A 13,999-nucleotide genomic window follows, 5' to 3' on the forward strand; every position below is an offset into this window, starting at 1 on the left:
CCTCAGTCGCTCGTCGGGTGGAACTCAGTATCAAGGGACTAGAATCGACGCAGTCGTGAGGAGCAATCGATGAAGATCTTCGTCCTGGTCAAAGAGGTGCCGGACACCTATGGCGACCGCAAGCTGAACCTCGAGACCGGCCTCGCCGACAGAGGCGCCGGCGACGTGGTGCTCGATGAGATCACGGAGCGCGCGCTCGAGGTCGCGCTGAGTCATGCCGACAAGAACGAGGGCACCGAGGTGGTCGCGGTCGCGATGGCTCCTGGCGGCTCGACCGCATCGGTGCGCCGAGCGCTCGCGATCGGCGCAGGCTCCGCAGTGCACATCGCCGACGAGCATCTCGCGGGGGCCGACCTCGGCCTCACTGCCGAGACGCTGGCCGCGGCGATCCGTCGCGGCGAACCCGACCTGGTGATCACCGGCAACCTGTCGACCGACGGCTCGGGCGGCGTCATGGCGGCGATGCTCGCCGAGCACCTGGGGTGGGCGCAGGCGACGGCGCTGACCTCGGTCGAGATCTCCTCGGACGGCATCACCGGAACCCGAGGGGCGGATGCCGGAGCGCAGCCGATCTCGGCATCCCTCCCGGCGGTGATCTCGATCACCGAGGCACTGCCCGACGCGCGCTTCCCCAACTTCAAGGGCATCATGGCGGCGAAGAAGAAGCCGCTCGAGGTGCTCACCCTCGACGACCTCGGTGTCTCCGCGGACCCGGCGGCCGCACCCCGCACCATCATGACGTCGGTCGCCGAGAAGCCGCCGCGTGCGGCCGGCGTGAAGATCGTCGATGAGGGCGATGCCGCCGAGAAGCTGGTCGAGTACCTCGTGCAGAACAGGCTGGTGTGACATGACCTACCCCGAGAACCCCATCCTCGTCCTCGTCGACCTCGACCCCGCGGGCAACCCCGCCAGCAGCACGGCGGCACTGATCGGCGCGGCCTCGACCGTCGGCGCTCCGGTCGCGCTCGTCGTCGGAGGGTCCGCAGACGCGGCGGCTCAGGTCGCCGCGGCCGGAGCGTCGGTCGTGCTCACGGCCGACGGCGACCCGTCAGTGCTCACCGTGCCGATCGTCGATGCACTGCACGCGGCCTTCGAGCAGGTGCGGCCGGATGCTGTGCTGATCTCGAACTCGATCAGCGGACGCGATGTCGCCGGGAGGTTCGCCGTGCGCGCGAAGCTGGCGCTGTCGGTCGACGCCGTCGGCGTCTCGAGGGATGACGAGGGCATCGTCGCCCACCACTCCGTCTACGGAGGCGCGTACCTCACCGACTCGGCTCCCACGTTCGGCGCACCGGTCATCACGGTGCGTCAGGGCGCGGTCGACGCGCGAGCCGAGGCGGTGGAGTCGCCGACGATCGACGCGCTCTCCGTGTCGGCATCCGGCACCGTCGGGGCGACCGTCGGCGCGGTCGAGGCCGTCGAGTCCACGTCGACGCGGCCTGAGCTGCGCGGCGCCACGCGGGTCGTCTCGGGTGGTCGCGGCCTCGCCTCGAAGGAGAAGTTCGTGCTCGTCGAAGAGCTCGCCGACGCTCTCGGCGCAGCGGTCGGCGCCTCGCGCGCGGCGGTCGACGCCGGCTACATCCCCCAGTCGCATCAGGTCGGTCAGACGGGCGTCTCGGTCTCGCCGCAGCTGTATGTCGCCCTCGGCATCTCGGGTGCGATCCAGCATCGCGCGGGCATGCAGACGGCGAAGAACATCGTCGCGATCAACAAGGACGGCGAGGCGCCGATCTTCGACGTCGCCGACTTCGGCATCGTCGGCGATCTGTTCACGATCGTCCCGCAGGTGATCGCGGCCCTCGAGGCGCGGAAGAAGTAGCCATGGCGACGCGGATGCTCAGGCGCGGGCTCCCGCGCGTTCCCGGCGGCGAGCCGTGGCCTCCCGGCGACATCGCCGTTGAGGCGCCTGCGGATGCCGAGCACGCATCGCCGCTCTCGGCGCCGTCGACCTCGCTCGATGAGTCGGAGGAGGCCGCCCCGGCGGCTGCCGCTCCGGTGGCTACCGTGCCGGAGCCCGAGTCCTCGGTCGTCGAGCACGCGGTGCCGTCTGCGGCGAGTGGCGCGTCTCTTCGCCGGGGCCTTCCGCGCACGCCGGGTGGCGAACCGTGGCCTCCCGCGAGCGTGGCGGCTGTCGCAGGCGCAGGCGCAGGCGCAGGCGCTGCCGCGGCGCGGACATCGTCTTCGAGGCCGGAGCCGGCGGATGCTGCCACCGACGCCGCGGCAGACGTGCCGACCCGGTCCGCCTCGCCGTCCACGCTCGACGAGCCGACGCCTGAGTCGGCCCCGGTCGTCGCGCAGACGGGATCCGTGCGTCGCGGTCTGCCGCGAGTCGCCGGCGGAGATCCGTGGCCCCCGGCGGATACCGTTCCGCTGATCGCAGTCGCCTCGGACGCGGCCTCCTCCATCGCCGTCGATGCCCCGGCTGCCGCGGACGCCCCGGCATCCGCGGACGCCCCGGCAGCCGCGGATGCCCATGCCTCCGCGGATGCAGCCCCCGAGGTCGCGGCATCCGCACCGGCCGCCGCTCCGGCATCCGCACCCACCACGGCCGTCGCCACCGCCGCCGCGTTCGCGCTCGGGGATCCTTCGATCCCGCTGCCCGCTCCCCGCACCGTCTGGAACGGCAGTGCGCCTCGGCACGTCACGGCGACCGCTCAGGCATCCGACCGACCTCGGCCGACCTGGACCCAGGCGATCGCCGTCCTCCTCGGCGCCGCGGCGCTCGGCATCCTGGCGGCCGCTGCCGTGGCGTTCGTGCGGGCGCTGCTGAGCTTCCCGTTCATGCAGGACTTCCTCGCCGCGTTCCCCGGCGAATACGAGCCGGCCGTCGCCGTCGAACCGGGGTTCGCCCCGTGGACCAACTGGGCGCACTTCTTCAACGTGTTCCTGATGGTGCTGATCATCCGGTCGGGCCTCCGCATCCGCAACGAGAAGCGCCCGACCGCGTTCTGGACCCCGCGCAACGATCCCAAGGGCAAGGTCAGCCTGACGATCTGGTTCCACCAGGCGCTCGACATCCTCTGGCTCGTGAACGGCGTGATCTTCGTGGTGCTGCTGTTCGTCACCGGACACTGGGCGCGCATCGTGCCGACGAGCTGGGAGGTCATCCCGAACGCGCTGTCGGCCGCGCTGCAGTACGTGTCGTTCGACTGGCCGACCGAGCACGGCTGGGTGAACTACAACAGCCTGCAGCAGCTGGCCTACTTCGTCACGGTGTTCATCGCGGCTCCCTTGGCGGCGGCGACCGGGTTCCGCATGTCGGGGATGTGGCCGAAGAAGGCCGAACGTCTCTCGAAGGCCTACCCGATCGAGTGGGCCCGCGCGCTGCACTTCCCGATCATGATCTACTTCGTGGTGTTCATCATCGGACACGTCGCGCTGGTGTTCCTCACCGGGTTCCTGCGCAACCTCAACCACATGTACGCCTCCTCGGATGCCGTCGGCTGGACTGGGTTCTGGGTCTTCGTGGCATCCCTGGTGGTGATCGCCCTCGGCTGGGTCGCCGCCCGGCAGCTCGTCATCGCCCCGATCGCGAAGCTGTTCGGCACCGTCTCCGGACGTTGACCCGTCCACGATTCAGCCCAGACCGCTTCCGACGCAGCGAAACGGCCCCCTGCCTGAGGCAGGGGGCCGTTCATGCGAAAACGTGAGCGCTGAGGCCACGAGGCGCGGGCTCAGCGCACGAAGCGCACCTCGGTCAGCGTCTCGCCGAGGAACGGCTCGGTGTGGCTCGCGCCGTCGAGCGTGAATCCGTTGCGCGTGTAGAAGCGGTGGGCGCGGGGGTTGTCCTCCGCGACCCACAGGTAGAGAGGTTCGTCCTTCTCGACGGCGGCGTCGAACAGCTTCTGGCCGATGCCCGTGGAGTGGTACGCGTCGAGCAGGTAGATGAAGTACAGCTCGCGGAACGCCGGGGCGTCCTTGTCGCGGGCGGGGCCGGAGCCGACGAACCCGACGATCTCTCCGTCGACGAGCGCGGCGCGCATGGTGAACTCGGGGCCCTGCGAGGCCCAGTGCGTCCACAGCTCGGCCATGCGGCGGGGCGAGACCTTCTCGAGGGCTGCCTTGCTGATCAGGTGGTCGTAGGTCTCGTGCCAGCACTGCGCGTGCACGCGACCCAGGGCTTCCGCATCCACATCACGGACCGGACGGACGATGACTTCAGGCTGGGCTTCGGCGCTCATATCGCGACTCTACGCGCGGGGTCCGCGAAGAGGAAATCGAACGGAAGCGTTCCCGCAGCACCGATATGCCGCTGGAGACATCGCACAACGATGTTCGCGAATCGTTCGTCGCTGGCTACGATCAGTGCTCGTGAACGTGATCTGGCGCACTCTCCTCGTGATCCTCTCCGCCCGTCGCCGCGTGCGGCGAGGCAAGACCCTCGACGCGGGCTCCGTCAGCAGCATCACACTGACGACGCTCCCCACCGACATCGACATCCTGCGCCACATGAACAACGGTCGCTACCTGTCGCTGTTCGACCTCGGTCGCTGGGACCTGCTGATCCGCACGGGGCTGTTCGACGCGATGAACGAGCGCGGCTGGTACGCCGTCGTGTCGAGCGAGACCGTCACCTTCCGCAAGTCCCTGCAGCTCTGGCAGCGGTTCGAGGTGCAGTCCCGGTTCATCGGACACGACGACAAGGCCGTGTTCCTCGAGCACCGAGCCGTCGTCGGCGGCGAGATCTACGCGCGGGTGATCGTGCGCTCGCGGATGCTGCGCCGCACCGGAGGCACGGTCAGCAACGAAGAGCTGTTCGCCGCAGTGGGCAAGCCCGAGGGCGTGCCCGAGATCGATCCGTGGGTGCACGACTGGGCCGCGGCATCCGCTCTGCCTCCCGTGCGCACCTCCGCGCCGAGCGTGTGGAACTGACCCCGTGACCGATCCGTGGGGTCTCGAGACGCGCGCACCGGGCTCGGTGCTCCTGGTGGGATGCGGCAAGCTCGGCGTGCGACTCGGCGAGCGGCTCGTCGAGCAGGGCGCACAGGTCACGGCCATGCGCCGGAGTGCAGGGGAGCTGCCCTTCCCGACGATCGAGGCGGACCTGCGGCATCCGCTCGACCGTGACCTTCCGGCCTTCGACTCGGTCGTGATCACGCTGCCGCCCAGCACCGAGGGCGACTCGATCTATCCACCGGCGCTGCGCGGGCTCGCGAAGGCCCTGCCGTCGATGCCGGAGCGGGTCGTGTTCGTGTCATCGACGCGCGTGTTCGAGGGGCGTCCTGGCGAGACACCGCTGACCGAGCGCGACGCGACGCGGGTCTCGAGCGAGCGAGGCGGCGATCTGGTCGAGGGCGAGCAGCTGGCCATGGAGCTGTTCGGTGCCCGCATCGTGCGGCCCGCCGGCATCTACGGCCCGGGACGCGACTTCCTCATCCGACGGGTGCGAGAGGCGGCACCGGTCGACCACACGCGTCGCACGAACCGGATCCACGAGACGGACCTCGTGCGGCTGCTCGAGGCGATGCTGCGCGCCGACTCCGCGCCACCGCTGATCCACGCCGTCGATCGGGAGCCGGTGCTGCTCGGGGACGTGGTCGCGCATATCGCCACCCGGCTCGGCGTCGAGCCGCCGCCGCACCTCGACCCCGAGGTCGGCGGCGGGACGGTGCTCGACGGGCATCTGCTGCAGGAGTTCCTCGGCGATCTCGACTACCCGACGTTCCGCGAGGGATACGACGAGATGATCGCCGCGCTCTGAGCGGTTTCACCTCTTCCGGTCGCAGTTCGTGCCGCCCGCCCGCGCGTTCGACGGCACGAACTGCGACCGGAACCGCACGACGCGATCGTCGCTCAGGGCCAGGCGCTCACCGCGGTCCTAGGCTGAGCTCATGGCCGACCCGATGCCCTCCACGGATCCCGAATCCGTCTCGCTCGCGGACCGTGCGGTCGAGCTCGCCCGCCGCTGGGTGATCGAGGCCGCGGCCGCCGATGTCGATCCGGCGGCCGAGCGCCTGGCCGGTGTGCTGCAGGATGCCAACGGGCTGCCGTTCACGCTCGGATTCGTCGACGGGGTCATGCGCCCCGAGAGCCTCAGCGCCGCGGCATCCCAGCTGCACCGCATCGCCCCGATCGTGCCCGACTTCCTGCCGTGGTACCTGCGGTCGGCCGTGCGCATCGGCGGCGGAGTCGCACAGATGCTGCCGAGCCCCGTGGTGCCCATCGCCCGCCGGGTGCTGCGCGAGATGGTCGGTCACCTGGTCGTCGACGCCCGACCGGCGAAGCTCGGTCCTGCGATCGCGAAGATCCGCGAATCGGGCGCACGACTCAACCTCAATCTGCTGGGAGAGGCCGTGCTCGGCGAGGCCGAGGCGCAGCGGCGGCTCGACGGCATCCATGAGCTGATCCGTCGTCCCGATGTCGACTACGTCTCGGTGAAGGTGTCGGCGATCGTCAGCCACATCTCGATGTGGGCGTTCGACGAGGTCGTGCAGTCGGTCGTCGAGCGACTCCTTCCGCTGTATCTGACCGCCGCGTCGGATCGCACCTTCATCAACCTCGACATGGAGGAGTATCGCGACCTCGATCTGACGATCGCGGTGTTCACACGCATCCTCGAGGATCCGCGGCTCGAAGGTCTCGAGGCCGGCATCGTGCTGCAGGCCTATCTGCCCGACGCCCTGCCGGCGCTGCAGCAGCTCACCACCTGGGCTCGCGAGCGCGTCGACCACGGCGGCGCCCCCATCAAGGTGCGGCTCGTCAAGGGAGCCAACCTCGCGATGGAGCGGGTCGAGGCGCGGATGCACGGATGGACGCAGGCGACGTACGACACGAAGCTCGACACCGACGCCAACTATCTGCGCTGCCTCGACTGGGCGCTGCGCCCCGAGAACGTCGCCGCCGTGCGTCTGGGGATCGCGGGTCACAACCTGTTCGGCATCGCCTATGCGTGGCTGCTCGCGGGGGAACGGGGCGTCCGCGCTCTCGACCCGGGATCGGCGACCGCCGCCAACTCGCAGCCGCCGATCGAATTCGAGATGCTCCTCGGCATGGCGCAGGGGCAGGTGCAGGCCGTCTCCCGCGAGGTCGGCGAGGTGCTTCTCTATGTCCCGGTCGTGAAGCCGAGCGAGTTCGACGTCGCCATCAGCTACCTGGTGCGGAGGCTCGAAGAGAACGCGTCGAGCGACAACTTCCTGTCCGCAGCATTCCGCCTCGGTGACGATGAGGCGCTGTTCGTGCGTGAGCGCGACAGGTTCCTCGATGCGGTCGACCGCTCGGCGTCCCCGACGCTGCAGGTGGGGGCGCTGCGCAGCCAGGACCGACTCGCACCCGTGCACGAGTCCATGCGGCCCGTGCCGGTGGCGCCTGCGCCCGAGGAGGGGCTGACCCAGGCGGTGCTCGGAATCTCGCGCGGATCGGATGACCCGACCGGGCCGTTCCTGGAGACCGCGGTCTACGCCCCGCGCGAGATCGATGAGGCGACCGGCGGCGCGCCGGGCTTCGCGAACACGCCCGACAGCGATCCGTCGCTTCCGGCCAACCGGGACTGGGCTCGCGAGATCACCGCCCGGATCGACGACTCCACCCTCGGCGTCTCGACGATCGAGGCCGCCCGGATCGACGATGCGGACACGCTCGAGGCCACGATCGCGGGCGTGCACGACGCCGCGGCTCTCTGGGGCGCTCGCCCCGCCGCCGAGCGGGCCGAAGTGCTGCTGCGCGCGGCCGCCGCTCTGGAAGGGCGCCGCGGAGACCTGATCGAGGTCGCGGCCTCGGAGACCGGCAAGGTCTTCGCCGAGGCCGACGTCGAGGTCAGTGAGGCTGTGGACTTCGCGCGCTACTACGCCGCCAAGGCGCGCGAGCTGGATGCCGTCGCCGGAGCCACGTTCGAACCCGCGCGCGTGACGGTCGTCACCCCACCGTGGAACTTCCCTCTCGCGATCCCCGCGGGCGGCGTGCTCGCCGCGCTCGCCGCGGGCTCCGGAGTCGTCTTCAAGCCGGCTCCGCAGGCTCGCCGCTGCGCGGCGGTCATCGCCGAGACGCTCTGGGAGGTCGGCGTTCCCCGCGACGTGCTCGCCCTCGTCGACATCGAAGAGGGCGATCTCGGCCGCGAGCTGATCTCGCACGAGTCCGTCGATCGGGTCATCCTCACCGGTTCGTGGGAGACGGCGGCGCTGTTCCGCTCGTGGCGCCCCGAACTGCCGCTGCTCGCCGAGACCAGCGGCAAGAACGCGATGATCATCACCCCCTCGGCTGATCTCGATCTCGCGGTCGCCGATCTGGTGCGCAGCGCCTTCGGGCACGCGGGGCAGAAGTGTTCGGCGGCCTCCCTCGCGATCCTCGTCGGACCCGTCGGACGCTCCCAGCGCTTCGCCCGTCAATTGGCCGATGCCACTCGGTCGCTGCATGTCGGCTGGCCCACCGATCCGCTCGCCGAGGTCGGACCCGTGATCGAGCGACCCGAGGGCAAGCTCGCGTGGGCGCTCACCGAGCTCGAAGGCGACGAGCAGTGGCTCATCGAGCCCGCCGTCTCGACCGACGACCCCACGGGGCGCCTCTGGCGACCCGGCATCCGTGTGGGAGTGCAGCCGGGTTCTCGGTTCCACACCGAGGAGTTCTTCGGCCCGGTGCTCGGCGTCATGCACGCGCCGACGCTGGAGCGGGCGATCGATCTGCAGAATGCGGTCGAGTACGGTCTGACCGCCGGACTGCACACGCAGGACCCGGCTGAGCTCGCGCTCTGGCTCGACCGCGTGCAGGCCGGCAATCTCTACGTGAACCGGGGCATCACCGGTGCGATCGTGCAGCGCCAGCCGTTCGGCGGGTGGAAGCGCTCCTCGGTGGGCCCCGGCGCCAAGGCCGGCGGCCCGAACTACCTCATCGGACTCGGATCCTGGCGGTCGAGCGGGTCCGGCACCGTCTCGAGCACTCTTCATCTGCGCGGGCTGGACTCGCGCATCACCGACCTCATCGAGTCGGCGCAGCCGTCGCTCGACTTCGAGGCCTTCGAGTGGCTGCGTCGTTCTGCGCTCTCGGATGCGCTCGCCTGGGACCGCGAGTTCGGGCAGGTGCGCGACGTGTCGCACCTCGGGATCGAGCGCAACCTGTTCCGCTACCGCCCGGTGCCGGTCGCGATCAGAGCCACCGCGGATGCCGGCTGGCAGGAGCTGCTGCGCGTCGTCGTCGCCGCGGTGCGCGCCGGCGCCCGGTTCGTGCTGTCGACGCCCGTCGGTCTTCCGGCGCCGGTTCGCCGCGCTCTCGGCGAGCTCGGCGCCGTCGTCCACATGGAGAGCGACGACGAGTGGATCGAGCGGATGCGGCGGCGCGGCGAGCAGCCGTCCACGACGCTCGAATCCCTCGACGACGAATTGCGACCGAGCCGGGTGCGGCTGGTCGGGCCCCGCGACTCCGTGGCAGCGCTGCACCGCGCACTGGCGACAGCCGTCGGCGGCGATCCCGACCTCGCGGTGTACGACGGCGAGGTCACCTCCGCCGGGCGCATCGAGCTGCTGCCCTTCGTGCACGAGCAGGCCATCGCGATCACCGCGCACCGCTACGGTAACCCCGACGCCTGGAGCGCCTCCGTCATCTGACGCCGCGCGCGCGGTGTAAAGAATTCTTGACACAGCGGATGCCGCAGGCGTAACCTCGTGTCAAGAATCTTTTACACGGGAGGGTGTCATGGTCTACGAGGAGCGCAACGTCTGGGTCGGTCTCGTCGTCAGCCTGATCGCCATCACGGCGTACGTCGTCGCGGTGCTGCAGCAGGCGGCCGGCGGTCCCGTGACCGAGGTCGACTGGCCGCCGCTGATGCTGTGGATGATCGGCGGCGGAATCGTCGTGACCATCGCGATCAGCATCATCTGGGGCATGATCGCCGGCGCACGCGACCCCGAGGGCGTGGGCAAGTCCGACATCCGCGATCGGGACATCGGTCGCATGGGGAGTCGTGTCGAGCAGGCGTTCGTGGCCATCGCGGGCACCGGCGTGATCCTGCTCTGCGCGATGAACGCGGACGTCTTCTGGATCGCCCACGCCATGTTCGCGGGCTTCGCGATCGCGACGATCGTGGGCGGGATCGCGCGGGTCGTGGCCTATCGCCGGGGTCTCGTCTGATGGTCAAGCCGACGCTCGTCTCCAACCGCATCCGTGCGCATCGGGAGGCCGCCGGTCTGACCCAGGCGGAGCTCGCCCGCCGTGTCGGCGTGACTCGCCAGACGCTGATCGCGATCGAGCTGGAGAAGTACTCGCCGACCCTCGAACTGGCCTTCCAGATCGCCCGGGCATTCGGCGTCGGCATCGACGACCTGTTCCAGTACCCCGAGCCCACGACCACGGAGGTGTGAGATGACCGAGACGATGCCTGCCTGGGTGCGTGAGACGTACGGCCCGTCCGACGGAGTGCACCTCGAGCAGATCCCCGTTCCGATCCCGCGTCCGGGCGAGGTGGTGCTGCGCGTCGAGGCGACCGCCCTCAACGCCGGTGATATCCGCCTCATGCTCGGAGACCCCCTGCTCGTGCGTCCGGTCTTCGGCCTGACGCGCCCGAAGCATCCGGTGCGGGGAATGGAGGTGGCCGGCACCGTCGTCGCCGTCGGATCCCAGGAGATCGGCGCCGAGGTCGGCGAGCGAGTGGTGGGCGAGCTCGTCGGAGGCGGGGGACTCGCATCGCATGTCGCTGTGCCCGCGACGCGCCTCGTCCCGATCCCGCCGGATGTGACCTCCGTGACTGCGGCCTGCCTGCCGATCGCCGCAGGCACCGCATGGCAGGCACTCGACCACGCGGGCATCGGCTTCCGCTCCGTCAAGCACACTGCGGCGGGCCATGTCCCTCGAGTCCTGGTGCTCGGCGCCTCCGGGGGAGTGGGCACCTTCGTGGTGCAGCTCGCGGCGCTGCGCGGTTCCGAGGTCTGGGCGACGTGCGGCGAACGCAGCGCGCGCCTCGTCGAGCACCTCGGCGCCGTGCGCACCCTCGACCACCGTTGCTCGCCGCTGACGGAGCTGCCTGCAGCACACTTCGACGCGGTGATCGACATCGCCGGAGGGATGCCGCTGCGCGACCTGCAGCGCCTCGTGATCTCCGGCGGACGGGTGGTGCTCGTGACGGGTGACGGCGGCCCCGTGCTGGGCCCGATCCCGCGGATGGTGAAGGCGGCGTTCCTGTCGATCGGTTCGAGCCGCCGCATCCGCCCGCTCGCGGCGAGCCCTCGTCCGGAGATCCTCGCGAAGCTGCTCGAGCTCACCGCCGAGGGGCGGATCACACCCGTGATCGAGCGCGAATTCGGATTCGACGAGGCCCGCGCGGCCCTCGCGCACCTCGAAGCCGGTCATACGGTCGGCAAGGTCGTCGTCCGCGGAGCCTGAGCGAGAAGCGCCTGCGCTCTGGCGGCGTCCAGGGGGCGGGTGACAGAATGGATGCTGGCGTGCCCGAGTCGCATCTTCCCCGGGCGCCGTCTCTCATCGAGCGGCGCGGGTCGAAGGACCGCCGGGCCCCTGGACAGCGTCCGCCGCATCCGTTCGAGGAGCCCCATGTCTGTCGAAACCACTGCGCCGGCATCCGAGACCGCAGCTCCGGTCCGCACCGCACACCACCGTCACTACCTGATGTGCACGCCGTCGCACTTCACGGTGAACTACTCGATCAACCCGTGGATGGAGCCCTCGAAGCCGACCGACACGGCCAGGGCGGTCGAGCAGTGGCAGAAGCTGCACGACCTGTACCTCGAGCTCGGCCATGAGGTCGAGCTGATCGAGCCTCTCGCCGGGTTCCCCGACATGGTCTACACGGCGAACGGCGGGTTCCTGATCGACGGCCGCGCCTACGTGCCGAAGTTCCGCTTCGTCGAGCGCCAGGGCGAGGCGCCCGCGTTCGCCGACTGGTTCCGCGCCGCGGGCTACGACACCGTGATCCCCGAAGAGGTCAACGAGGGCGAGGGCGACTTCCTGCTCGTCGGCGACGTGATCCTCGCCGGCACGGGGTTCCGCTCGACCGGCGACAGCCACCGCGAGGTCGGCGACGTCTTCGGCCGTGAGGTCGTGTCGCTCAACCTGGTCGACCCGCGCTTCTACCACCTGGACACCGCGATCGCGGTGCTCGACCCCGTGCAGGGCGTAGAGAACGGCGGCCCCGAGCGCGCGAACATCGCGTATCTGCCCGGCGCGTTCGATGACGAGAGCCGGGCGATCCTCGAGGAGCGCTTCCCCGAGGCGATCCTCGTGTCCGACGAGGACGGATCCGTCTTCGGTCTCAACTCCGCGAGCGACGGCTACAACGTGATCATCTCGCCGCGCGCGAAGGGCTTCGAGAAGCAGCTGCGCGAGCGCGGCTACAACCCGATCATGATCGACCTGTCCGAGCTGCTGCTCGGCGGCGGCGGCATCAAGTGCTGCACCCTCGAACTGCGCGGTGCGGTGTGACCGCCGTCGACCCGGGCGTGAGCGCCGAGGTGACGGCGGAGCCGCACGTCGCCCACAACTACCACCCGCTGCCGGTCAACATCGCCCGGGGTGAGGGTGCGTGGGTGACGGATGTCGAGGGCAAGCGGTACCTCGATCTGCTCGCCGCCTATTCGGCGGTGAACTTCGGGCACCGGCATCCGGCTCTCGTGGCGGCCCTGACCGAGCAGCTCGGTCGCGTCACCCTCACGAGCCGCGCCTTCATGAGCGATCGGCTCGAGCCGTTCGCCGCCGCGCTGTCGACTCTCGCCGGCAAAGACATGGTGCTGCCGATGAACACCGGCGCCGAAGCGGTCGAGACCGGCATCAAGGTCGCTCGCGCATGGGGGTATCGCGTCAAGGGCATCGCGGACGACCAGGCGCGCATCATCGTCGCGGCCGGCAACTTCCACGGCCGCACCACGACCATCGTCAGCTTCAGCGACGACCCCGAGGCGCGGACGGACTTCGGCCCGTACACGCCGGGATTCGACGTGGTTCCCTATGGGGACGCGGATGCCGTCGCAGCGGCCATCACCGAGAACACCGCCGCCGTGCTGATCGAGCCGATCCAGGGCGAGGGCGGAGTGGTGATCCCCCCGGAGGGATACCTGCGCCGCATCCGCGAGATCTGCGACGAGAAGAACGTGCTGTTCATCGCAGATGAGATCCAGTCGGGTCTCGGCCGGGTCGGCGAGACCTTCGCCTGCGATCGGGAGGGCGTCGTGCCCGACCTGTATCTCCTGGGCAAGGCGCTGGGCGGCGGGATCCTTCCGGTGTCGGCGGTCGTCGGCGACGCGGATGTGCTCGGAGTCATCCGCCCGGGTGAACACGGTTCGACGTTCGGGGGCAACCCGCTCGCCGCGGCCGTCGGCCTGCGGGTCGTCGAGATGCTCGAGTCCGGGGAGTTCCAGGAGCGCGCTCGCGCACTCGGCGCCCACCTCGCCGCCGGCCTCGAGCCGCTGATCGGGCACGGGGTGACCGAGGTGCGCATCGCCGGGCTGTGGGCCGGCGTCGACATCGACCCCGCCAAGGGCACCGGCCGCGAGATCGCGGAGAAGCTCCTCGACCGGGGTGTGCTCGTCAAGGACACCCACGGTCAGACGATCCGCATCGCCCCTCCGCTGGTGATCCGCGCGACCGAACTCGACTGGGCGGTCGAGCAGCTGAAGCTGGTTCTCGGGGCGTGACGCCCTGTCCGCCGGGCGACACGCCCGGCGGACAGCCCGGATTTGCCGGAACCCCGGAACCCACGTAACTTATTACTTGTTCGCCCCACAGGGAAGCGGAGAGGCCGAGAGCCTTACCCCCCTCAAGCGGAGAACCACCTCCACTCGATCAGCTCCTCGGAGCAGATCGCAGACATACTTCTGTCTGACCTGGAGCTTCCACTTCGGAGAAACAGTCGATTTGACAGCGACTCCGGAACGGATAAGCTAGTGAAGTTGCCTCGGCGGCCTTGAGCCCCGAGCTGCAGATCTGGTTCTGAGCCTCACGGCGTGTCGATTTGACAGGCCGAATGGCACAGATAAGATAGAGAAGTTGCCCTTCGGGCCTGGTTGTGATGACTGGGTCGTGGGAGCATCCGATCCTTGAGAACTCAACAGCGTGCACTTGTCAAATG

Annotated in this window: 12 protein-coding genes; 11 read left to right on the forward strand and 1 reads right to left on the reverse strand. The window is 69.8% G+C overall.

The annotated features are described in order from the left end of the window. The first annotated feature begins 69 nt into the window (after positions 1-69). The 3 genes from AB0P11_RS14800 to AB0P11_RS14810 are packed head-to-tail and all read left to right on the forward strand — an operon-like array spanning position 70 to position 3,564. Entirely contained in the window at positions 70-846 is a 777-nt protein-coding gene (locus AB0P11_RS14800) for an electron transfer flavoprotein subunit beta/FixA family protein (RefSeq protein ID WP_363522711.1), read from the forward strand. 1 nt (position 847) lies between these two features. Further along, complete coding sequence (locus AB0P11_RS14805) at positions 848-1,819, forward strand: electron transfer flavoprotein subunit alpha/FixB family protein (RefSeq protein ID WP_187250700.1); 972 nt, start codon at positions 848-850, stop codon at positions 1,817-1,819. 2 nt (positions 1,820-1,821) lie between these two features. Further along, positions 1,822-3,564: a cytochrome b/b6 domain-containing protein gene (locus tag AB0P11_RS14810; RefSeq protein WP_363522713.1), complete on the forward strand. Its 1,743-nt coding sequence runs from the start codon at positions 1,822-1,824 to the stop codon at positions 3,562-3,564. A 110-nt stretch (positions 3,565-3,674) separates the two neighbouring features. On the opposite strand, the gene AB0P11_RS14815 is transcribed toward AB0P11_RS14810, so the two are convergent. Further along, positions 3,675-4,181 carry a GNAT family N-acetyltransferase gene (locus AB0P11_RS14815; protein ID WP_053097837.1) on the reverse strand — a complete coding sequence of 169 codons (507 nt, stop codon included), beginning with the start codon at positions 4,179-4,181 and terminating at the stop codon, positions 3,675-3,677. 130 nt (positions 4,182-4,311) lie between these two features. Here AB0P11_RS14815 and AB0P11_RS14820 point away from each other — a divergent pair, with 130 nt between their 5' ends. The 8 genes from AB0P11_RS14820 (at position 4,312) to rocD (ending at position 13,565) form a co-directional block, all read left to right on the forward strand. After that, positions 4,312-4,872, forward strand: a complete 561-nt coding sequence (locus AB0P11_RS14820) for an acyl-CoA thioesterase (RefSeq protein ID WP_056280685.1) — start codon at positions 4,312-4,314, stop codon at positions 4,870-4,872. A gap of 4 nt (positions 4,873-4,876) precedes the next feature. Then, a complete protein-coding gene (locus AB0P11_RS14825; RefSeq protein ID WP_233277247.1) occupies positions 4,877-5,701 on the forward strand; it encodes a hypothetical protein in 825 nt (274 codons plus the stop codon). 130 nt (positions 5,702-5,831) lie between these two features. Beyond that, positions 5,832-9,533 (forward strand): proline dehydrogenase family protein, encoded by a 3,702-nt coding sequence (locus AB0P11_RS14830; RefSeq protein ID WP_363522716.1) that lies wholly within the window; start codon positions 5,832-5,834, stop codon positions 9,531-9,533. Positions 9,534-9,621: 88 nt separating this feature from the next. After that, positions 9,622-10,056: a hypothetical protein gene (locus tag AB0P11_RS14835; protein WP_072591946.1), complete on the forward strand. Its 435-nt coding sequence runs from the start codon at positions 9,622-9,624 to the stop codon at positions 10,054-10,056. Beyond that, on the forward strand, positions 10,056-10,286 hold the full coding sequence (locus AB0P11_RS14840; RefSeq protein ID WP_363522718.1) for a helix-turn-helix transcriptional regulator: 231 nt from the start codon (positions 10,056-10,058) through the stop codon (positions 10,284-10,286). The genes AB0P11_RS14835 and AB0P11_RS14840 overlap by 1 nt, the downstream gene beginning before the upstream one ends. 1 nt (position 10,287) lies before the next feature. Next, on the forward strand, positions 10,288-11,304 hold the full coding sequence (locus AB0P11_RS14845) for an NAD(P)-dependent alcohol dehydrogenase (RefSeq protein ID WP_363522720.1): 1,017 nt from the start codon (positions 10,288-10,290) through the stop codon (positions 11,302-11,304). Between the two features lie 165 nt (positions 11,305-11,469). Then, entirely contained in the window at positions 11,470-12,357 is an 888-nt protein-coding gene (gene ddaH / locus AB0P11_RS14850; protein WP_053097827.1) for a dimethylargininase, read from the forward strand. Continuing rightward, positions 12,354-13,565, forward strand: coding sequence for an ornithine--oxo-acid transaminase (rocD, locus tag AB0P11_RS14855; protein WP_056280654.1), 1,212 nt, complete (start codon positions 12,354-12,356; stop codon positions 13,563-13,565). The genes ddaH and rocD overlap by 4 nt, the downstream gene beginning before the upstream one ends. Positions 13,566-13,999 lie beyond the last annotated feature (434 nt).

Source organism: Microbacterium sp. NPDC079176 (assembly GCF_040686675.1).
Classification (GTDB): domain Bacteria; phylum Actinomycetota; class Actinomycetes; order Actinomycetales; family Microbacteriaceae; genus Microbacterium.